Here is a 20,069-nt window from a genome sequence, read left to right as displayed (position 1 = left end):
ACAAAACAAGCGCGGGGCGTAAGAGGCCGACACTGTCGTGTCCTGCGGAGGGACTGCACCCCGGGGGGCGGCCCGACGCAGGCGCTGACATACGGGGGGTGGAGGCGGGCCGTCGCTGCGCTCGGCCTGGTTTTGAAGTACTCAGCTATTACACTTGCGGCAGGCCGAAAGGCCCGGTGTGTCGAAGCATCTTTTCAACAGCGTTTGTGACCCCCAGCGAAAAGCGGGGTTCTGTCATGTCCAGATCTTTGGGACTGGCGCGTTCGTGCGCGCGAGTCCTGTCGGTTACGGGCGGGATGGGGCTACCCGTAAGGGCGTCCGCACGGCTGTTGACGTGCTTCGAACATCCCGTCCACCTGTTTCCGTGTCGAAGCGGCGCGGGTGGTTCCTTGATTCCAACAGGAGCCAAGACATGCACCCTCTCACCGCCGTACAGGCGAACTCTCCCCAACCACCCCTTCTTCCCACCTGGCAGCAGGCCATGCATGCTTCGCTGGGCCTGGTGCACAGCACGCTGCAGCAGTTGATCGAGCTGATGACCGACGATCCCGACAGGGACGACAGTGAAATCGATGTGGACTGCGTCGTGGAGCTGGCGCTGGAACACATCAAGCGCATGAGTGTCCAGCAGCACGCGGACCGCTATGCCTTCGAGGTGGAATGGGTCAAGGCAACGGCGGCGCTGCGGCTGGCGCAGGGCGCCTTCGGGCGGCCGGAATCACGCTTCGGCTTGCGGCTCAAGGACGCTATCCAGCAGCTGGAGATGCTGCCGGAGCTGGTGGAGTTCGTGGACCAGGGCGACGACGAGTGATGTGACCTGCACGCCAGCGCCGGATCACGGCGTTGGTGGCGTTGGCGTGCAAGGGAAGATATCTGCGGATATCAGAGCGTCTTGAACACTTCGCGCGCGGCTTCGATGGTTTTGTCGATGTCCGCGTCCGTGTGCGCGGCGCTCACGAAGCCGGCCTCGTACAGGGCGGGCGCGAAGTAGTGGCCGCGCTCCAGCATGCCGTGGAAGAAGCGGTTGAAGCGGGCGCCATCGGTCTTCATGACCTCGGTCCAGGTGCTGGGCAGCTCGGGCAGCAGGTAGAAGCCGAACAGGCCGCCCTGGTGGTCCACGCTGAAGGGCACGCCGGCGGCGTCGGCCTCTGCCTTGAAGCCGGCCATCAGGCGGCCGGTCTTCGCGTGCAGGGCGTCGTGGAAGCCCGGCTCGCTGATCAGCTCCAGCGTCTTGAGGCCGCAGGCCGTGGCAATGGGGTTGCCCGACAGCGTACCGGCCTGGTAGACCGGGCCCAGGGGCGAGAGCTTTTCCATGATCTCGCGGCGCGCGCCGAAGGCCGCCATGGGCATGCCGCCGCCGATGACCTTGCCCAGCACGGTGATGTCGGGCGCAAAGCCTTCGATCTGCTGGGCATACAGGCTCTGGGCGCTGCCCAGGGCCACGCGAAAGCCGGTCATCACCTCGTCATAGACCATCAGCGCGCCATGCTCGCGCGTGAGTTCGCGGATGCGGCGCGTGAAGGGCACGCTGGCGCGCACGAAGTTCATGTTGCCGGCAATGGGCTCCATGATCACGCAGGCGATCTGGTCGCCGAACTGGGCGAAGGCCTCCTCGAGCTGGCCCACGTCGTTGTATTCCAGCACCACGGTGTCCTTGACCACGTCCTGCGGCACGCCGGCCGAGGAGGAGGCGCCAAACGTCGCCAGGCCCGAGCCGGCCTTGACCAGCAGCGCGTCGGCATGGCCGTGGTAGCAGCCGTTGAACTTGATGATCTTGTTGCGGCCCGTGAAGCCGCGCGCCAGGCGCAGCGCGCTCATGCCGGCCTCGGTGCCCGAGCTGACCATGCGCACCATGTCCATGGAGGGCATGAGCGAGAGGATCTTCTCGGCCAGCACGACCTCGCGCTCCGTGGGCGCGCCGAAGGAGAAGCCTTCCAGCGCGGCGGCCTGCACGGCGGCCATCACCTCGGGGTGGCCGTGGCCCAGGATCATCGGACCCCAGGAGCCGATGTAGTCGGTGAACTGCTGGGCGTTCTCGTCCCAGAAATGCGCGCCCTGCGCACGGCGCACGAAGCGCGGCGTGCCGCCCACGGCGTTGAAGGCGCGCACGGGTGAATTCACGCCGCCGGGGATCACGGCCTTGGCGCGTTCGAACAGGGGAATATTCAGGTCAGTGGTCATAGTGCAGGAGTCTGCCATGTGCGGGGTACAAGCCAGAGGCGCCAAGCAAGGGCGCAGCCGCTCAGGGGCGGCCTGCCTCAATGCTTGGTGTCATGGGGCGGCATCACAAAGCCTTCGATGGCCTGGGTGTCGGCGTCAAGCTCGGTGAGCGGCTCGGCGGCCTCGGCGTCTTCGTCCTCGGGTTCGGGCTGAGCCCAGAACATGCGGTCCGGGATGAAGTGGCCCATGCCGGGGCGAAAGCCGCTGTCCAGGCTGCGGTCCAGGTACTCCAGCGCCTCCTGCGTGGCCAGCCCCAGGTCGTTGCCGCTGGCCACCAGGGCCGCCAGCGCGGCCGACAGGGTGTCGCCCGAGCCGGTGAACGTGGCGTCGAACATCTCGTACTTGCTGTTGCCCAGCACGGACTGCGCCGTGGCCAGCACGTTGTCCACGAACTGGTCGGGCAGGGGGATGCCGGTGACCAGCACGTAGGGCACTTCCAGGGCCTCGGCCGCCATGGCGATGTCGCGCGCCGTGGGGCTGCGGCTGTTGCTCCAGTCGGGCAGCAGCCAGCGGCACAGCGTACTGTGGCTTCCAACCAACACCGAGGTTTGCGGCAGCACAAGCTCCTTGAGCGCGTCCATGTACTGGTCGAGCGGGTCTTCCTCCCACCACGACAGGTCCGGCATGTAGCAGACGATGGGGATGTCGGGATAGTCGGAAGCTATCTCGGCGATCGCCGCCAGGTTGCCCGGGCTGCCCACGAAGCCGACCTTGATGGCGGACACGGGTATGTCCTCCAGCACGGCGCGCGCCTGCTCGGCCACGGCCTCGTCGTCAAAGGGAAAATGCTCGAAGATCTTGGCCGAATCGCGTGCGTAGGCACCCGTGACCACGGGCAGCGGATGACCGCCGACCGAGGCGATGGTGGCGATATCGGCCGACAGGCCACCTGCTCCGCTGGGGTCGCTGGCGTTGAAGACCAGCACGCATACGGGAGCGGTTTCGTCCACCAATTCGGTGTCGGGACTGGGGGAGTTGGAGGGGTTCAATGCCATGGCTCAGCCCAGTTTGCGCCCCGCCAGCGAAGGCCGTGGCGGGTGGTTATGACTAGATACAATCGTTGCATTCTATGTGAAGGCCCTTTAAGCTGTGACCGACCCTAAAACTTGGATGTGCTTGATCTGCGGGTGGATCTATGACGAGGCGCAAGGCTGCCCCGAGCATGGCATCGCACCCCAGACGCGTTGGGATGACGTGCCCATGAATTGGACCTGTCCCGAATGCGGTGCACGTAAAGAAGACTTTGAGATGGTCGAAATCTGAGCGCGGGACCACCCGCGCCGACTCATACATTTCCGGGAGGTTTCTCAGTGACGACATCGGGCGCACCCTTGCGCGTACTCGTGGTGGATGACAGCAATACCATCCGCCGCAGCGCAGAAATCTTCCTCAAACAGGGCGGGCACGAAGTGCTCCTGGCCGACGACGGCTTCGACGCACTGTCCAAAGTCAACGACTATCAGCCCCAACTGATCTTCTGCGACATCCTCATGCCCAAGCTGGACGGCTACCAGACCTGCGCCATCATCAAGCGCAACGCGCGCTTCTCCGATACGCCCGTGGTCATGCTCTCGTCCAAGGACGGCGTATTCGACAAGGCGCGCGGGCGCATGGTGGGCTGCCAGGACTACCTCACGAAACCCTTCACCAAAGACCAGCTGCTGCAGGCCGTGGAGCAGTTCGGCAAGCAAACCATAGGAGCACTTTGATGCCCATCCGCAAAGTCCTGGTCGTGGACGATTCCAAGACCGAACTGATGTTTCTGTCCGACATGCTGCAAAAGCAGGGACTGCAGGTACGTACGGCCGAGAACGGCGAAGAAGCCCTGCGCAGCCTGGCCGAAGACCGGCCCGACCTGATCCTGATGGACGTGGTCATGCCCGGCCAGAACGGCTTTCAGCTCACGCGCGCCATCACGCGCGACCCGCTGTACGCGGACCTGCCCATCATCATGTGCACCAGCAAGAACCAGGAAACCGACCGGGTCTGGGGCATGCGCCAGGGCGCGCGTGACTACATCACCAAGCCGGTGGATGCAGGCGAGCTGCAGGCCAAGATCGCGGCGCTGAACTGACGCGGTGCGCTGGCCATGGCGAACCGTGAAGCACTGCGCGATCTGCAATCCCGTCTGGCCGGCCGTCTCCAGGCCGCACGCAGCGAAGGCGTCAAGGTGGCGGCCTGGCTGGCCGTCCAGGCCGGCGGGCGCAACTACCTGATGCCGCTGGGCCAGTCCGGCGAGATCTTTCCCTGGGCCGGCGTACAGCCCGTGCCCTATACAAAGCCCTGGTTCCTGGGCATTGCCAACCTGCGCGGCACCCTGGCCGGGGTGATCGACCTGGCCAGCCTGCTGGGCCATGGCGTGGCGCGCAGCGAACCGGCGCTGGCCGAGTCCAGCCTGCTGGCCTTCAATGCCGCGCTGGAAGTGAACGCCTCCCTGCTGGTGGACCGCCTGCAGGGCCTGCGCAGCGCCGACGCCTTTGTGCGCACCGAGCCCGCGCCCGAGCAATCCCCCGCCTTTTTCGGCCCCGTGCATATCGATGAAGCGGGCCACCGCTGGCAGGAGCTGCAATTGCAGCGCCTGTCCCAAACCTCCGAGTTTCTGAGCATTCGCGCCTGAGTTTCTGAAGGTCGTCCCATGTCATTCTTGCAACGTCTTGCAAATCGCTTCCAACGCAAGCCGGCCGACTCCGGCTCGGGCGCGGACAACAGCATGCTCGGAGACACCGTCTCCCAGGATATGTACGCACTCGATGCGTCCATGACCGTGCAGGGCGCGCCCGACGCCATGCCGGGCGACGCCGGCGCAGTCCTGGACCAGGAAACGGTGGTCCTGCCGCTGCTGGGCCGCGCGCCTGCCGCGCGCCACCAGCGCACGCTGTCCACGCTGCTGGGCGTTTCCGTGCTGGCTCTGGTGCTGGCGGCGGCATGGGCTCTGCGCCAGGCGGACGGCTCGGCGCAGCAGCTGGCCGCCACCGGCCAGGCCCTGATGCAGTCGCAGCGCCTTGCCAAGTCGGTGTCGCAGGCGCTGACCGGCGCGGCACCTTCGTTTGCGGACGTGCAAGACAGTGCGGGCGTGCTGGCGCGCAACGTGCGCGCCCTCACCTCGGGCGATGACTCCATGGGCGTGCGCCCGCTGGGCGGCGCCTACGCCGACGAGCTGGGCCAGATCATGCCGCTGATGGAGCGCGCCGAGCAAAGCGCCAAGGTGGTGATGGAGCAAAAGCAGATCCTGACCCAGGTCGGCGACGCGCTGCGCACCATCAACCGCCAGTCCTCGGACCTGCTGGAGATCGCCGAAACCATCTCCTCGCTCAAGCTGCAGCAGGGCGCCAGCCCCGCCGAGATCTCGGCCGCAGGCCAGCTGGTGATGTTGACCCAGCGTATCGGCAAGTCGGCCAACGAATTCCAGACCGCCGAAGGCGTGAGCCCCGAGGCCGTGTTCCTGCTGGGCAAGGACTTGAACTCGTTCAAGGAAATCTCCGAAAGCCTGCTGGGCGGCAGCAGCGAACTGCGCCTGCCCCCCACGCGCGACGCCCAGACCCGCGAGCAGATCGAGGCACTGATCAAGCTCTACGAAGAGACCCGCACCGAGGCCAGCGCCATTCTGGGCAACCTGCAGGGCCTGGTCTCCGCCCGCGAGGCACAGACCGCCATCAACGCCGACAGCGAACCGCTGCGCCGCCAACTGGAAGACCTGCAGACCAAGCTGCAAAGCGGCGCCGGCATCGGCTCGCTGCCCATGGGCCTGCTGGCCCTGGCCACCGTGCTGGTGCTGCTGTGCGGCGTGGGCCTGTCCCGCGTGCAGCTGCTCGACAGCCGCCTGCGCCAGGAAGCTGCCGAACGCCGCCAGGAAGAGTCGCGCGTGCAGGAGCATGAAGCCAAGCGCATCAACGACGCCAACCAGGCCGCCATTTTGCGTTTGATGAACGAGCTGCAGTCGGTGGCCGAGGGCGATCTGACGCAGGAAGCCACCGTGACCGAGGACATCACCGGCGCCATTGCCGACTCGGTGAACTACACGGTGGAAGAGTTGCGCGCCCTGGTGGGCAGTGTGCAGAACACGGCAACGCGCGTGGCGCAGACCACGGCCGAGGTGGATGCCAACTCCACCGAGCTGCTGGCCGCATCGACCGAACAGCTGCGCGAGATCCGCGAAACCGGCCGCTCCGTGCTGGACATGGCCGGCCGCATCAACGAGGTCTCCACCCAGGCGCAGGAATCTGCCCAGGTGGCGCGCCAGTCGCTGGAAGCTGCCGACCTGGGCCTGAAGGCCGTGCAGAACGCCATCGGCGGCATGAACTCCATCCGCGACCAGATCCAGGAAACCTCCAAGCGCATCAAGCGGCTGGGCGAATCCTCGCAGGAGATCGGCGAAATCACCGAGCTGATTTCCGACATTACCGAGCAGACCAACGTGCTGGCGCTGAACGCCGCCATCCAGGCCGCATCGGCCGGTGAAGCCGGTCGCGGCTTCTCGGTGGTGGCCGAAGAAGTGCAGCGCCTGGCCGAACGCTCGGCCGACGCGACGCGCCAGATCGCGGCGCTGGTGAAGGCGATTCAGACCGACACCCAGGATGCCGTGGCCGCCATGGAGCGCTCCACCCAGGGTGTGGTCGAGGGGGCCCGCCTGTCCGACTCCGCCGGCACCGCGCTGACCGAGATCGACTCCGTGTCGCGCCATCTGGCCGAGCTGATCGAGCTGATCTCCTCGTCCACCTCGCGCGAAGCCGTTCTGGCCAACGACGTGGCCGAGAACATCCAGCACATTTTCGCGGTGACCGAGCAGACGGGCGAAGGTACGCGCACCACGGCACAGCAGGTGCGCGAACTCTCGCACATGGCCGAGGAACTGCGCCAGTCGGTGGCGCGTTTCAAGATTGCCTGACCCGGTCCAACATAGCTATGCACAGGCCCTAGGGGCTTGGGGAACTGTCCATGTCAGTGGTTGACGAATCGCAAACGGGCGCGGCGCAGGCCGCGCACACCGAACAGGACCTGGGCCCGCTGGCCTGGGTGCTCGATGAGCTGCGCAAGTCGCTGGAAGGGGCGAGCAAGGCGGTGGCCCGTTTCGTGCGCGATGCCGATGCGGCACGCGCCTCGGACCTTGAGGAGCTTGACACCTCGGCCCTGCGCATCGCCCGCCAGCAACTGCACCAGGCCTGCGGCGCCCTCGAAATGGTGGGCCTGGGCTCTCCGGCCCTGGTGCTGCGCGGCATGGAAAGCGCCGTGCAGCGATTTGTGCAGCGCCCCGAGCTGTGCACCGACCAGGCCGCCGCCACGCTGGAGCGTGCCAGCTTCGCGCTCATCGAATACCTGGAAACCGTGCTGGCCGGCAAGACCGTCTCGGCCGTGGCCCTGTTTCCCCAATACCGTGACACCCAGGCGCTGGCCGGCAACGACAAGGTGCATCCGGCCGACCTATGGCCTGCCGAGCGCCGCGCGCGCGAGCCCGAGTGGGCGCGCCAGCCCGAGCCGCTGGCCTACGGCCCCGATGCCCGGGCCCTGCTCGACGGCGTGGTGCTGCGCATGGTCAAGAGCGACGACCGCGAGGCCGCCGCCCAGATGCGCGACCTGTGCCTGCGCTTTGCCGTGGGCCAGACCGAGGATGTCACCGCGCGCAGCTTCTGGAAGGTGGCTGCCGGCTTCTTCGACGCGCAGTCGCGCGGGATGATCGTGGTCGACCTGTACGTCAAGCGCATGGCCTCGCGCGTGCTCATGCAGTACGCGGCCATGGCCAAGGGCGATCGAACTCCACCGGCGCGGCTGCTGCAGGACCTGCTGTTCTTCTGTGCCCAGGCCCGCCCTGCCGAGCAGGCTGGCGCCGCCCTGCAGGCGGTGCGCCAGGCCTACGGCATGCAGGCCCAGCCCCAGGTGGACTACCAGCAGACACGCTTTGGCCGCTACGACCCGGCGGTGCTGGTGCAGGCGCGCAAGCGCATCACCACGGCAGCCGATACCTGGTCCGCCCTGGCCGGCGGCGACCGTGCCCGCACCAAGACCGTGGTGGACCAGTTCGCCCAGGTGGCCGAATCCCTGGTCAAGCTGCACCCGGCCAGCCATGGCCTGGCGCGCATGCTGATCAAGGTGGCCGAAACCGTGGCCCGCATCGGCGAGCCGCCACCGGCCGAACTGGCCATGGAAGTGGCCACCTCCGTGCTCTACCTGCAGGCGGCCTTTGCCACCATGGACATGGGCGACGAGGAACTGGCCGAGCAGTCCGCCAACCTGGTCCAGCGCCTGGAGGAATCCCTGCAGGGCGCGCCCGCGCGTCCGCTGGAGCCCTGGATGGAGGAGCTGTACCGCCAGGCCAGCGACCACCAGACCATGGGCTCGGTCGTGGGCGAGCTGCGTGCCACGCTGGCCGAGGCCGAGCGGCACCTGGACCAGTATTTCCGCAATCCTGCCGATGCCACCGTGCTGGCACCCGTCTCGGGCCAGATGGCGCAGATGCGCGGCGTGCTGTCCGTGCTGGGCCTGGACCAGGCCACGCAGGCCATGCAGCGCATGCGCGAGACCGTGGAACGGCTGGTGCTGGGTGAGATCGACGACGCAGAACGTCCCCAGGTGTTCGAGAAACTGGGCAACAGCCTGGGCGCCATGGGCTTTCTGATCGACATGCTGAGCTACCAGCGCAGCATGGCGCGCAAGCTCTTCGTCTATGACGAGGCCGAAGGCGGCCTGCGCATCCTCATGGGCCGTCGCGGCCACCGGGCCGATGATGCGGGCAAGGCGCCCGAGCAACTGCCGGCCTTGGACACCGCCGCCGTGCCGCCGCAGCGCGAAGCCGTTGCCGTGGCCCAGCCGCTGCCCGTGCCGCAGGACGCCATCGCCGAGCCGCAATTTGCCGCGCCCTCCACGCCGCCCCCGCCGCCCCCGGCTCCCGTGGACATCGCGACCGAGCCGCTGGCCCAGCCCGCGGCCTCCGAGCAGGACGCGCTGGCCGATGCCGCGGAACTGGCGCAATTCGCCAAGGCCCTCGAAGCGCCGGCCGAGCCGGTCTTCCAGCTGGACCAGTCCCTGGCCGAGCCAGAGCCCGCAGCCGAATCTGCGCCTGAAGCCGTCTCTGAATTCGTCTCTGCATCCGTGTCCGAGCCCGTGCCCCCGCCGGCCGGCCTGTCGGTCTCGGAAGAAGACTCGGACGACGAACTGCTGGGCATCTTCCTGGAAGAGGCCCGCGAGGTGGTGGACAACGGCCTGCAGGCCCTGCGCGCCCTGGCCGACGAGCCGGGCAACCTCAGCGAGCAGACCACGCTGCGCCGCGCCTTCCATACGCTCAAGGGCAGTTCGCGCATGGTGGGCCTGGATGAATTCGGCGAAGCCGGCTGGGCCATGGAGCAGATGCTCAACGCCTGGCTGGCCGAGCAAAAGGCCATGCCCCAGCCCATGCAGGAGCTGGCCAGCGATGCGCTGCGCGCCTTTGGCGCCTGGGCCTCGGCCATAGAGCGCCACCAGGCCGACGCCTGGCAGGCCACGCCTTTCCGCGCTGCGGCCGATGCCATGCGCCTGGAAGGCCTGCGCGCCGACGTGGCCCTGGTGCCGCGCACACCGCGTGCCGAGCCCCTCGCACAGCCCGAACCCGAACTCGAGCCCGCCCCCGCTACCGCCGCAATCGAGGAATTCGCGCCCGTGGCCCAGGAGCCGCAGGCAGAACACCTGGATGCGCCCGAGCAGGCCACGCCCGCCCAGCCCGTCCAGCCCGTCCAGACCTCTGGCGAGCTGGACTTTGCGCTGGACTTCGACCTGCTGGAGCCGGACCCCCAGCCTTCGGCCGCCGCGCCGCAGGAGTCGCTGGAGACACTGACGCCGCAAGCCGCCGAGGCGCCTGCCGAACTGGCCACCGATGCCGTCGAGGAGCTGGACTTTGCGGCCTTCGAAGCCGCCATGCGCGACAGCGAGCAGGAGGCCCTGGCCGTCGTCGCGGGCGACCCGCCCGCGTTGCCCGAGGCCGCCGCCATCGAAGCCGAAGCCATCGAGGCCGAAGCTGGAACTGAAACTGAAGCACCGCAAGCCGCCGTGCCCCTGGCGCCTTTCGAGGGGCTGGACCTGGATCTGGGCCCGACCCCGGCAGCGGCACCCGCCGAAGCGATCGAGATGATCGCGGTGCCAGAAACGGTTGAGGCGGTTGAAGCGGTCGAAGCGCCAGAAACGGTTGAAGCGGTTGAAGCGGTTGAAGCATCCGACGCAGTCGAGTCGGTCACGGCGCCCGAGGTGCCCGAGGCAGAAACCCCGCAGGCCGAAGAGTCCGGCGACGAGGATCTGTCCGGCATCGACGCCGATGGCTTCAAGGTCGTGGATGGCCTGCGCATCAGCGCGCCGCTGTACAACGTCTACCTCAACGAGGCCGACGAATGGTCGCGCCGCCTGGACCTGACGCTGCAGCAATGGGCGACAGAGCCCGGCGAGCCCGTGCCCGACGACGCCGTCGCCTTTGCGCATTCGCTGGCCGGAAGCTCGGCCACCGTGGGCTTCAAGGCCTTGTCGGACCTGGCGCGCCTGCTGGAACATACGCTGACCCATCTGCAGCCGCAGCGCTGTGGCACGCCCGACCAGGTTGCCGCCTGCGTGGCGGCCTCCGACGAAGTGCAGCGCCTGCTGCACCAGTTCGCCGCCGGTTTCCTCAAGACGCCCCAGCCGGGCGTGGAAGAAGCCCTGCAGGCGCTGCTGGCGCTGGACATCGAGGCCGCAGACGCGCCGGACAGCCGCCTGGACGCGCTGGAGCAGCTGGACCAACTGGACCAGCTGGAGCCTCAGGACGCCAGCGATGGCACGGACGCCGTGCTCGACGCCGGTGCCCAGGCGCAGACACCGTCGGTGGCGCCCCTGGCCTACTCCATGCGCCCCCTGGTCAACGATGCGCGCCACGAAGCCGAGCTGCAGCGCCGCATCGACGAGGCCATCGCCCATGCCGTGGCCGTGGGCAGCGACCTGGACGATGACATCGATGCGCTGGACGAGGTCGATCCCGACCTGTTCCCCATCTTCGAGGAAGAGGCCATCGAGCTGCTGCCCCGCCTGGGCGCCGCGCTGCGCCGCTGGCATGGCCGGCCCTCGCTGGACGAGGCGCGCCACGAAACCCTGCGCGCCCTGCACACGCTCAAGGGCAGTGCCCGGCTGGCGGGCGCCATGCGCCTGGGCGAGATGGCCCACCGCCTTGAATCTGCCGTGGAGCGGGTCGATGGCGAATCTCCGACCGCCGAGCAGATCGAGCCCTTGCTGGGCAGCTTCGACGCGCTGCAGGCCGGCTTCGACGTGCTGCGCGTGGCCGGTGAGCAGGCGCAGGAAGCGCCGCTGGACCTGGGCGATGAAATCTCCCACGACGAGCCCGCAGCGGCTGCGGCCTCCGACGCATCGGCAGCGGCTGGATCACCGGCGGCCGCGGCCCCTGTGCCAGCGCCTGTCACTGCGCCGCTGCGCGCCGGTGCCCAGCAGACGGTGCGCGTGCGCGCCCAGCTGCTGGACCGCCTGATCAGCCAGGCCGGCGAGGTGCTGATTGCGCGCTCGCGTGTCGATGCGCGCCTGGCCCAGGCCCGTGGCTCGCTGGACGAGCTGGCCGGCAACCTGGAGCGCCTGCGCATGCAGCTGCGCGACATCGAGGTCCAGGCCGAGAGCCAGATGCAGTCGCGCCTGGCCCTGTCCAAGGACTCGGCCGTGGGCTTCGACCCGCTGGAGTTCGACCGCTTCACGCGCGTGCAGGAACTCACCCGCATGATGGCCGAGTCGGTCAACGACGTGGCCACCGTGCAGCGCAACCTGCAGCGTGACATGGCCGGCGCCGAGGACGACCTGGTCGCCCAGGGCCGCCAGGCCCGCGAGTTGCAGCGCGACCTGCTGCGCACGCGCATGGTGGAGTTCGACTCCCTGGCCGAGCGCCTGTACGCCGTGGTCCGCCAGACCTCCAAGGAGATGGGCAAGCAGGTGCGGCTGAACATCCTGGGCGGCACCATTGAAATGGACCGGGGCATGCTGGACCGCATGATGCCGGCCTTCGAGCACTTGCTGCGCAACTGCGTGGCCCACGGCATCGAGTCGCCCGAGCAGCGTGCCGCCGCAGGCAAGCCCGCCATGGGCACCATTGAAATCATCCTGAGCCAGGAGCGCAACGACGTGGCGCTGTCGGTGGAGGACGATGGCGCCGGCCTGAACCTGCAGCGCATCCGCGACAAGGCCGTGGCCCAGGGCCTGTGGCCCGAGGACCAGACGCTGACGGAGCAGGACGCCGGCCGCCTGATCTTCGAGCCCGGCTTCACCACGGCCACCGAGGTGACCGGCGTGGCCGGGCGCGGCATCGGCATGGACGTGGTGCGCTCCGAAGTCAACGCGCTGGGCGGCCGCATCGAAACCCACAGCGAGGCGGGCAGGGGCAGTGCCTTCCGCCTCGTGCTGCCGCTGACGACCGCCGTCACCCAGGTGGTCATGCTGCGCGCGGGCCAGTTGCTGGTCGGCGTGCCCGCCAGCCTGGTGGAAATCGTGCGCCGCGCGCCGCTGGAGCTGCTGCAGCAGGCCTATGCCAGCCACAGCTTCGAAGACGGCAGCGAGACCCTGCCTTTCTACTGGGCCGGCGCGCTGTGGCAGTCCTCGCTGCGCAGCGAGGAAACCGTGGGCCGCACCCGGCCCGTGGTCATCCTGCGCAGCGCGGCGCAGCGCATCGCGCTGCACGTGGACGAAGTGCTGGGCAACCAGGAAGTGGTGATCAAGAACCTCGGCCCCCAGCTGGCCCGCCTGCCCGGCCTGACCGGCATGTCGGTGCTGGCCTCGGGCGCCGTGGTGCAGATCTACAACCCCGTGGCGCTGGCCAACGTCTATGGCGACGAGGTGCGCGCCCGGACCGAAGAGGCCGAGCGCGCCGCAGGCCAGGGCGACGGCGAAGCCGTGCTGGCCAGCGCAGGGCCGGCCTCGGTGCCGCTGGTGCTGGTGGTGGACGACTCCATCACCGTGCGCCGCGTCACCCAGCGCCTGCTGCAGCGCGAAGGCTACCGCGTGGCCCTGGCGGCCGACGGCCTGCAGGCCATGGAACGCCTGGCCGAGGAACGCCCGACCCTGGTGCTGTCCGACATCGAGATGCCGCGCATGGACGGCTTCGACCTGCTGCGCAACATCCGCGCCGACGAGGCCCTGCGCGACCTGCCCGTGGTCATGATCACCTCGCGCATCGCCCAGAAGCACCGCGAGATGGCGCGCCAGCTGGGCGCCAACCACTACCTGGGCAAGCCCTACTCGGACGAGGAACTGCTGGGCCTGATCCAGCACTACTCCCTGCAGGGCGGCAGCATCAGCGGCGGCCCGCTGGCGCCGCAGTCGCTGCAGGCGCAGCAGGTGGACAGCGAGCCCCTGGGCGAAGGGGCCTGAAGGCCGATGGCCTGAACAAAAAGAGCAGCATCCGCTGCTCTTTTTTGTTTCAACGGCCCGTGCGTGAGGCCCATTTCGAAGTGCTTATGATGTGCAGGATTCTGTACAACTCCTGGGGGAGCCGAACATGGCCATTTCTGCCGGTGACGTGATTCCGCTGTCGCAAGCCAGGGCACACCTGTCTGAACTGGCCGACCAGGTGAAGGCAGGGGCCGAGAAGATCATCACCAAGAACGGTGAGAGCTACGTGGCCATCATCGACGCCCAACGGCTGGGCTACTACCATCAGCTGGAGCGCGAGCGAATCCATTTGCTGCTGATCGACGATGCCAGCCAAGGCCTCGCGGATGTGGCGGCGGGCGAGGTCAAGGATGCGCGCAGCACGCTGGGCGCCATCAAGCGCCGACGTGCTGCCAGGGCGGCCGGGTAATGCATAGCACGCCCTGAACGCGGCCTCGCAGCATGGCAGTCAGGAGCACCGTCAAGCTCACGGGCAACTTCGAGCGGAACCTGCAAGTGCTTGAGGACTTCCTGATCGAGGCCCAGGCCCCGCACGCCTTCGACGCGCTGCTGGACGAACTGACGGAGACCGTCATCCCCAATCTGGAAAGCTTCCCTGGCATGGGTCGCTCGTTTCTTGAGCTGCCGGCTCGCTCGGTCGAGGGCGCCAGGGGCTTGGCACGTCTGAAGAAACAACTGGGCTCACTCGACAAGGACGGCGAGCTGCGTGAGTACGTGATGGCCCACTATCTGCTGCTGTATGCGCGGATCAGGGGCACGGTTTACCTGCTTTCGATCCGCCACCAAAGGCAGCTTTCCTTCGATTTTCCGAATCACTGGACCCTGCAGCGATGAGGTGGGCAGTGGGAATCATTTGGAGTCATCGGCCGCCTGCTTGACCACGCCATAGCGGGCCAGCGTGCGCTCGCGCGCGGCTGCGTGGTCCACCACGGGATGGGGGTAGTCCGTGCCCAGCACCACGCCGGCCTCGGCCAGCTCCAGCGGCCGGGCCTGCCAGGGCGCGTGGCGCAGCGCGGCGGGCAGGCGGGCCAGCTCGGGCACGTAGCGCTCGATGAAGCGCGCATCGGCATCGAACTTCTGGCTTTGCGTGATGGGGTTGAAGATGCGGAACCAGGGCTGGGCGTCGCAGCCCGTGGAGGCCGCCCACTGCCAGCCGCCGTTGTTGGCCGCCAGGTCGAAGTCGTTGAGCTGGCGCGCAAACCAGGCTTCGCCCCGGCGCCAGTCTATGCCCAGATCCTTGACCAGAAAGCTGGCCGCCACCATGCGCAGCCGGTTGTGCATGTAGCCCGTGGTGTTGAGCTGGCGCATGGCGGCATCGACCAGCGGATAGCCGGTGCGGCCCTCGCACCAGGCGGCGTACAGCGCATCGGCCTCGGGGCCGGTATCCCACACGATGGCGTCGTAGGCGGGCTTGAAGCTGGCGTGCACCACGTGCGGATGGTGGGCCAGGATCTGGAAATAGAAGTCGCGCCAGATCAGCTCGGACAGCCAGGTGGCGGCGCCCTCGGCATCATGGGGCTGGCTCTGCGTCTGCTCCCAGGCCAGCCTTGCCAGGCGGCGGATGGAGACCGTGCCAAAGCGCAGGTGCACGCTCAGGTAGCTGGGGCCCTTGACGGCGGGAAAGTCGCGCGCCTGCTTGTAGCGCGGCAGGCGCGGCAGGAAGTCGGCCAGCAGCTCCTCGGCGCCAGCGCAGCCTGTGGGCAGGCGCAGGCCGTCCAGCGTGCCGGCCTCAAAGCCCAGGTCGGCTGCGGTGGGCACGGGGCGGCGCTCGCCTTCGGGGCGCGGGGCCAGGCGCTCGGGCAGGTCGCGCTCGCTGGGATAGGCGGACAGGAAGAAGGGCGTGATCTGGCGCAGCCAGGCGTTCTTGTACGGGGTGAACACCGAGAACGGCGCGCCGGCCTGGGTCAGCACCTCGTCGCGCGCAAAGACCATGTGGTCCTTGAAGCTGTGCAGGGCCACGCCCTCGGCGGCCAGGGCCTGGCGCACGCGGGCGTCGCGGGCCAGGGCGTCGGGCTCGTCGTCCCAGTTGCAGAACACGGCCTGGGCGCCGAGCTGCCGGGCCAGGTCCGGGATCTGCTCTGCGGGCCGGCCGCGGCGCACGATGAGGCCGGTGTCGGCGCGGCCCGAGGCCTCGCGCAGCGCATCGTCCAGCCCGCTCAGGCTTTGGCAGATGAACTCCACGCGCCGGTCTGCACGGGGCAGGGGGGCGAGGATGTCGTCGTCGAACACGAACACGCAATGCACCTGCCGACATTGGCGCAGCGCATGGTAGAGGGCAGCATGGTCGGCCAGGCGCAGGTCGCGCCGCAGCCAGACCAAGCCCACAGGGTAAGAAGGTGGCATGGATCGCCGGTAAAATCCGTGGTTATGTCTGCTGAAACTGCGCCTATCAATCTGACGCACCACTTCCTGATTGCCATGCCTGGCCTGGAAGACGAAGCGTTCTCGCGCAGTGTGATCTACCTGTGCGAACACAGCGAGCGCGGTGCGCTCGGTCTGATTATCAACAAGCCCTCGCAGCTTACGCTGGAAGGCTTGCTGGAAAAGGTGGATCTGGCCCTGGGCCGCGAGGACCTTCGCGGCAACCGTGTCTTCAACGGCGGACCCGTGCAGACCGATCGCGGCTTTGTGCTGCACGATCCCATGGTCATCGAAGGCGCGCCCGACGACGAGTCCGCCTACGCCTCGACCATGACCATTCCCGGCGGCCTGGAGATGACCACCTCCAAGGACGTGCTCGAAGCCCTGTCCGACGGCGCAGGCCCCAAGCGCCTGCTGGTCACCCTGGGCTACGCGTCCTGGGGCGAGGGACAGCTGGAGTCGGAGCTGGCCGAAAACGCCTGGCTCACGGTGGGCGCCGACGCCAACGTCATCTTCGATACCCCGGTCGACGACCGCTATGACCGCGCCCTGGGCCTGCTGGGCCTGCAGCGCTGGATGATCTCGCCCGAAGCGGGGCGCGCATGAGCCTGCCCGCTCCCGAGTCCCAGGCAGCAGCGGCAGCCGGCACGGCCGTGCCGCCCACCGTTCCCTCCCATTTCCAGAGTTTCGTGGCCTTCGACTTCGGGGCCAAGCGCACGGGCTGCGCCGTGGGCACGCGCATGCTGCGCTCGGCCAACCCGCTGCCCACCATCCGCGCCGAGGCCGGCGAGGCCCGCCTGGCCCAGGCCGGCGAGCGCATCAAGGAGTGGCAGCCCGATGCGCTGGTCATCGGCGTGCCCTACCACCCCGACGGCAATGCGCACGAGAACACGGCGCGGGCGAAGAAATTCGGCCGCCAGCTCAAGAGCCGCTTCGGCCTGCCTGTCTACGAGGTGGACGAGCGCTACAGCACCACCGAGGCCCTGGCCGGTGGCGCAAGGGATGCCGATGCGGCCTCGGCCTGCATCATTCTTGAACAGTTTTTGAGGAGTCTTCCATGAGTGAAACCATTGCGGGAGCCGGCAGCCTGGTGCTGGACGCCGAGGCCCTGTACCGCGAACTGCTGCGCGGCGTGCGCAGCCTCATGGGGCCTGAAACCCGCCTGGCCGGCATCACCTCCGGCGGCGCTTGGCTGGTGGAGCGCCTGCACAAGGACCTGAACCTGCCCGGCAACCCCAGCGTGCTGTCCTCGGCCCTGCACCGCGACGACTTCGCGCAGCGCGGCATGGCCACCAGCGCCCAGACGCAGATCGACTTTGACGTCAACGGCGCCGACATCCTGGTGCTGGACGACGTGCTCTACACCGGCCGCACCGTGCGCGCCGTGCTCAACGAACTCTATGACTACGGCCGCCCGGCCTGCGTGCGCCTGGCGGTGCTGGTGGACAGGGGCGGGCGCGAGTTGCCCTTCCAGGCCGACTTTGCCGCGGCGCGCATCGCGCTGCCGGCCGACCGCCTGCTGTCGCTGGCGCGCGATGACGCCGGCGTCTTCCAATTCCGCATCCAAGAGGCCTGACCGTGCTGTACAAGCGCAATCCCCAGCTCAACAAGAACGGCGAACTGATCCACCTGCTGTCCACCGAAGGACTGTCCAAGGACATCCTCACCCACATCCTGGACACGGCGGCCAACTTCGTCAGCGTCAATGACCGCGAGGTCAAGAAGGTGCCGCTGCTGCGCGGCAAGAGCGTGTTCAACCTGTTCTTCGAGAACAGCACGCGCACGCGCACCACGTTCGAGATCGCGGCCAAGCGCCTGTCGGCCGACGTGTTCAACCTGGACATCGCGCGCAGCTCGGCCAGCAAGGGCGAGTCGCTGCTGGACACCATCGCCAACCTCTCTGCCATGGCCGCCGACATCTTCGTCGTGCGCCACAGCGAGTCGGGTGCGCCCTACCTCATCGCCCAGCATGTGGCGCCCCATGTCCACGTGGTCAATGCCGGCGACGGCCGCCACGCCCACCCCACGCAGGGGCTGCTGGACATGTACACCATCCGCCACTACAAGAAGGACTTCGCCAACCTGCGCGTGGCCATCGTGGGCGATGTGCTGCACTCGCGCGTGGCGCGCTCCGACATCCATGCGCTGACCACGCTGGGCGCGGCCGAAGTGCGCGTCGTCGGCCCGCGCACCCTGGTGCCGCCGGACCTGGCGCAGATGGGCGTGCGCGTCTTCCACACGCTGGAAGAGGGCATCCGGGACTGCGACGTGATCATCATGCTGCGCCTGCAGAACGAGCGCATGAGCGGCGCCCTGCTGCCGTCCAGCCAGGAATACTTCAAGAGCTTCGGCCTCACGGCCGAGAAGCTGCGCCTGGCCAAGCCGGACGCGATCGTCATGCACCCGGGACCCATCAACCGCGGCGTGGAGATCGACTCCGAAGTCGTCGATGGCCCGCAGGCCGTGATCCTGTCGCAGGTGTCCTTCGGCATCGCGGTCCGCATGGCCGTCATGTCCATCGTCGCCGGCAACGAGGCTTGAAATGAAGCACCCCCTGAGCGACTGCGTCGCTTCCCCCTCTCTCGCTACGCGGGAGGGGGGCGTACGGGCAGCCGGCGACGCCCTCGCTGCAGGGCGGCCTTTGCTCGGCGTCCCTGAGATGGGCCATGCTTTTTCCATGCCCGGTGTCCTGGACTGAGTCCAGGCGCTTTTTGTGAATGCAAATGTTTTTGATCGCCGCAGGCCGCAGCCCATGCGCCGCCTGCGGTCTACGGGGTAGCAAACCATGAAGATACTCATCCGCAACGGCCGAGTGATGGACCCGGCACGGGGCCTGGACCAGCAGGCCGACGTGGCCATCGATGGCGGCAAGGTGCTGGCCATCGGCAAGGCGCCCGAGGGATTTGCCGCAGAACGCGAGATCGATGCCGCCGGCTGCTGGGTGCTGCCGGGCCTGGTCGATCTGGCCGTGCGCCTGCGCGAGCCCGGCCACGAGCACGAAGGCATGCTGCAGTCCGAGATGGCTGCATCGGTGGCCGGTGGCGTGACCAGCCTGGTCTGCCCGCCCGACACCGACCCCGTGCTCGACGAGCAGGGCCTGGTGGAGATGCTCAAGTTCCGCGCCGAGAAGCTGCACCAGTCGCGCCTGTTCCCGCTGGGCGCGCTGACGCTGGGCCTCAAGGGCGAAGTGCTGACCGAGATGGCCGAGCTGACCGAGTCCGGCTGCATCGGCTTCAGCCAGGCCGAAGTGCCCATGACCAGCACCCAGACCCTGCAGCGCGCGCTGGCGTATGCGGCCACCTACGGCTACACCGTGTGGCTGCGCCCGCAGGAGCTGTACCTGGGCAAGGGCGTGGCCGCCAGCGGCCCGCTGGCCACGCGCATGGGCCTGTCCGGCGTGCCCGTGGCGGCCGAGACGATTGCCCTGCACACCATCTTCGAGCTGATGCGCGGCACCCAGGCGCGCGTGCACCTGTGCCGCCTGTCCAGCGCCGCAGGCGTGGAACTGGTGCGCCGTGCCAAGGCCGAAGGCCTGCAGGTCACGGCCGACGTGTCCATCAATTCGCTGCACCTGACCGATACCGATATCGGCTACTTCGACAGCAGCGCGCGCGTCACGCCCCCGCTGCGCCAGCAGCGCGACCGCGATGCGCTGTCTGCCGCGCTGGCCGATGGCACCATCGACGCCCTGGTCTCCGACCACACGCCCGTCGATGAAGACGCCAAGGTCCTGCCCTTTGCCGAGGCCGAGCCCGGCGCCACGGGCGTGGAACTGCTGCTGTCGCTGGCCGTCAAGTGGTCGCAGGAAAGCGGTGTGCCCCTGAACCGCGCACTGGCCGCCATCACGGCATCGCCCGTGCAGGTGCTGGGATCGGCGCTGGGCGAGCTGCAGGAGCAACTGGGCCGTCTGGCCGAGGGCGGCGTGGCCGACCTGTGCATCGTCGATCCGCAGGCGGCCTGGACCGTGAAGCCCCAGGAACTGGCCAGCCAGGGCAAGAGCACGCCCTTCGGCGGCTACGAGCTGCCGGCCCGCGTGCGCTGCACGCTGGTCGACGGCCGTATCGCTTACGAACGCCGCTGAAATGAAGCGCCCCCTGAGTCGCTTCGCGACTTCCCCCTCT

At 68.2% G+C, this 20,069-nt stretch carries 17 protein-coding genes; 14 read left to right on the top strand and 3 right to left on the bottom strand.

What is annotated here, in order from left to right:
• Nucleotides 1–412 precede the first annotated feature (412 nt).
• Nucleotides 413–811 (top strand): hypothetical protein, encoded by a 399-nt coding sequence (locus tag BW39_RS21740; RefSeq protein ID WP_043824200.1) that lies wholly within the window; start codon nucleotides 413–415, stop codon nucleotides 809–811.
• Nucleotides 812–882: 71 nt separating this feature from the next.
• Here the strand turns inward: BW39_RS21740 and hemL are convergent, their stop codons facing one another.
• On the bottom strand, nucleotides 883–2,199 hold the full coding sequence (hemL, locus tag BW39_RS21735) for a glutamate-1-semialdehyde 2,1-aminomutase (RefSeq protein WP_373681038.1): 1,317 nt from the start codon (nucleotides 2,197–2,199) through the stop codon (nucleotides 883–885).
• Nucleotides 2,200–2,258: 59 nt separating this feature from the next.
• Nucleotides 2,259–3,215, bottom strand: a complete 957-nt coding sequence (gene thiD / locus BW39_RS21730) for a bifunctional hydroxymethylpyrimidine kinase/phosphomethylpyrimidine kinase (protein ID WP_012203499.1) — start codon at nucleotides 3,213–3,215, stop codon at nucleotides 2,259–2,261.
• 115 nt (nucleotides 3,216–3,330) lie between these two features.
• Between thiD and BW39_RS30565 the strand changes: the two genes are divergently transcribed.
• The 8 genes from BW39_RS30565 (at nucleotide 3,331) to BW39_RS21695 (ending at nucleotide 14,421) form a co-directional block, all read left to right on the top strand.
• Nucleotides 3,331–3,483, top strand: a complete 153-nt coding sequence (locus BW39_RS30565) for a rubredoxin (protein ID WP_013804031.1) — start codon at nucleotides 3,331–3,333, stop codon at nucleotides 3,481–3,483.
• Nucleotides 3,484–3,530: 47 nt separating this feature from the next.
• Nucleotides 3,531–3,929, top strand: a complete 399-nt coding sequence (locus tag BW39_RS21725) for a response regulator (protein ID WP_012203501.1) — start codon at nucleotides 3,531–3,533, stop codon at nucleotides 3,927–3,929.
• On the top strand, nucleotides 3,929–4,294 hold the full coding sequence (locus BW39_RS21720; RefSeq protein WP_013804030.1) for a response regulator: 366 nt from the start codon (nucleotides 3,929–3,931) through the stop codon (nucleotides 4,292–4,294). The genes BW39_RS21725 and BW39_RS21720 overlap by 1 nt, the downstream gene beginning before the upstream one ends.
• Before the next feature lie 15 nt (nucleotides 4,295–4,309).
• A complete protein-coding gene (locus BW39_RS21715; RefSeq protein ID WP_012203503.1) occupies nucleotides 4,310–4,837 on the top strand; it encodes a chemotaxis protein CheW in 528 nt (175 codons plus the stop codon).
• An 18-nt stretch (nucleotides 4,838–4,855) separates the two neighbouring features.
• On the top strand, nucleotides 4,856–7,105 hold the full coding sequence (locus BW39_RS21710) for a methyl-accepting chemotaxis protein (RefSeq protein ID WP_012203504.1): 2,250 nt from the start codon (nucleotides 4,856–4,858) through the stop codon (nucleotides 7,103–7,105).
• 50 nt (nucleotides 7,106–7,155) lie between these two features.
• A complete protein-coding gene (locus tag BW39_RS21705; RefSeq protein ID WP_043824198.1) occupies nucleotides 7,156–13,566 on the top strand; it encodes an Hpt domain-containing protein in 6,411 nt (2,136 codons plus the stop codon).
• 127 nt (nucleotides 13,567–13,693) lie between these two features.
• Nucleotides 13,694–13,996 carry a type II toxin-antitoxin system Phd/YefM family antitoxin gene (locus tag BW39_RS21700; RefSeq protein ID WP_043824197.1) on the top strand — a complete coding sequence of 101 codons (303 nt, stop codon included), beginning with the start codon at nucleotides 13,694–13,696 and terminating at the stop codon, nucleotides 13,994–13,996.
• 32 nt (nucleotides 13,997–14,028) lie between these two features.
• A complete protein-coding gene (locus BW39_RS21695; RefSeq protein WP_043824195.1) occupies nucleotides 14,029–14,421 on the top strand; it encodes a type II toxin-antitoxin system RelE/ParE family toxin in 393 nt (130 codons plus the stop codon).
• Nucleotides 14,422–14,436: 15 nt separating this feature from the next.
• Here the strand turns inward: BW39_RS21695 and BW39_RS21690 are convergent, their stop codons facing one another.
• Nucleotides 14,437–15,930 (bottom strand): cryptochrome/photolyase family protein, encoded by a 1,494-nt coding sequence (locus BW39_RS21690; RefSeq protein WP_043824194.1) that lies wholly within the window; start codon nucleotides 15,928–15,930, stop codon nucleotides 14,437–14,439.
• Nucleotides 15,931–15,954: 24 nt separating this feature from the next.
• Between BW39_RS21690 and BW39_RS21685 the strand changes: the two genes are divergently transcribed.
• The 5 genes from BW39_RS21685 (at nucleotide 15,955) to BW39_RS21665 (ending at nucleotide 20,029) form a co-directional block, all read left to right on the top strand.
• Nucleotides 15,955–16,554 (top strand): YqgE/AlgH family protein, encoded by a 600-nt coding sequence (locus BW39_RS21685; protein ID WP_012203507.1) that lies wholly within the window; start codon nucleotides 15,955–15,957, stop codon nucleotides 16,552–16,554.
• Entirely contained in the window at nucleotides 16,551–17,009 is a 459-nt protein-coding gene (gene ruvX, locus BW39_RS21680) for a Holliday junction resolvase RuvX (protein ID WP_012203508.1), read from the top strand. Before BW39_RS21685 ends, ruvX begins: the two co-directional genes overlap by 4 nt.
• Nucleotides 17,006–17,524 (top strand): bifunctional pyr operon transcriptional regulator/uracil phosphoribosyltransferase PyrR, encoded by a 519-nt coding sequence (gene pyrR, locus BW39_RS21675; protein ID WP_012203509.1) that lies wholly within the window; start codon nucleotides 17,006–17,008, stop codon nucleotides 17,522–17,524. Before ruvX ends, pyrR begins: the two co-directional genes overlap by 4 nt.
• Nucleotides 17,525–17,526: 2 nt before the next feature.
• The gene (locus BW39_RS21670) at nucleotides 17,527–18,489 is read left to right on the top strand and encodes an aspartate carbamoyltransferase catalytic subunit (protein ID WP_012203510.1); all 963 of its coding nucleotides are present in this window, start codon (nucleotides 17,527–17,529) and stop codon (nucleotides 18,487–18,489) included.
• A 244-nt stretch (nucleotides 18,490–18,733) separates the two neighbouring features.
• Nucleotides 18,734–20,029: a dihydroorotase gene (locus tag BW39_RS21665; protein WP_043824192.1), complete on the top strand. Its 1,296-nt coding sequence runs from the start codon at nucleotides 18,734–18,736 to the stop codon at nucleotides 20,027–20,029.
• Nucleotides 20,030–20,069: the final 40 nt, after the last annotated feature.

The organism is Delftia sp. RIT313 (genome assembly GCF_000632165.1).
In the GTDB taxonomy this organism is placed as follows: domain Bacteria; phylum Pseudomonadota; class Gammaproteobacteria; order Burkholderiales; family Burkholderiaceae_C; genus Comamonas; species Comamonas acidovorans.
The sequence above is the reverse complement of the archived record's forward strand: the minus strand, read 5'-3'. Positions and strand labels throughout refer to the sequence as shown.

Coding starts and splice junctions, on each gene's coding strand:
- BW39_RS21740 (WP_043824200.1), top strand. CDS start 413: ATGCACCCTCTCACCGCCGTACAGGCGAACTCTCCCCAACCACCCCTT.
- hemL (WP_373681038.1), bottom strand. CDS start 2,199: ATGGCAGACTCCTGCACTATGACCACTGACCTGAATATTCCCCTGTTC.
- thiD (WP_012203499.1), bottom strand. CDS start 3,215: ATGGCATTGAACCCCTCCAACTCCCCCAGTCCCGACACCGAATTGGTG.
- BW39_RS30565 (WP_013804031.1), top strand. CDS start 3,331: ATGTGCTTGATCTGCGGGTGGATCTATGACGAGGCGCAAGGCTGCCCC.
- BW39_RS21720 (WP_013804030.1), top strand. CDS start 3,929: ATGCCCATCCGCAAAGTCCTGGTCGTGGACGATTCCAAGACCGAACTG.
- BW39_RS21715 (WP_012203503.1), top strand. CDS start 4,310: ATGGCGAACCGTGAAGCACTGCGCGATCTGCAATCCCGTCTGGCCGGC.
- BW39_RS21710 (WP_012203504.1), top strand. CDS start 4,856: ATGTCATTCTTGCAACGTCTTGCAAATCGCTTCCAACGCAAGCCGGCC.
- BW39_RS21705 (WP_043824198.1), top strand. CDS start 7,156: ATGTCAGTGGTTGACGAATCGCAAACGGGCGCGGCGCAGGCCGCGCAC.
- BW39_RS21700 (WP_043824197.1), top strand. CDS start 13,694: ATGGCCATTTCTGCCGGTGACGTGATTCCGCTGTCGCAAGCCAGGGCA.
- BW39_RS21695 (WP_043824195.1), top strand. CDS start 14,029: ATGGCAGTCAGGAGCACCGTCAAGCTCACGGGCAACTTCGAGCGGAAC.
- BW39_RS21690 (WP_043824194.1), bottom strand. CDS start 15,930: ATGCCACCTTCTTACCCTGTGGGCTTGGTCTGGCTGCGGCGCGACCTG.
- BW39_RS21685 (WP_012203507.1), top strand. CDS start 15,955: ATGTCTGCTGAAACTGCGCCTATCAATCTGACGCACCACTTCCTGATT.
- ruvX (WP_012203508.1), top strand. CDS start 16,551: ATGAGCCTGCCCGCTCCCGAGTCCCAGGCAGCAGCGGCAGCCGGCACG.
- pyrR (WP_012203509.1), top strand. CDS start 17,006: ATGAGTGAAACCATTGCGGGAGCCGGCAGCCTGGTGCTGGACGCCGAG.
- BW39_RS21665 (WP_043824192.1), top strand. CDS start 18,734: ATGAAGATACTCATCCGCAACGGCCGAGTGATGGACCCGGCACGGGGC.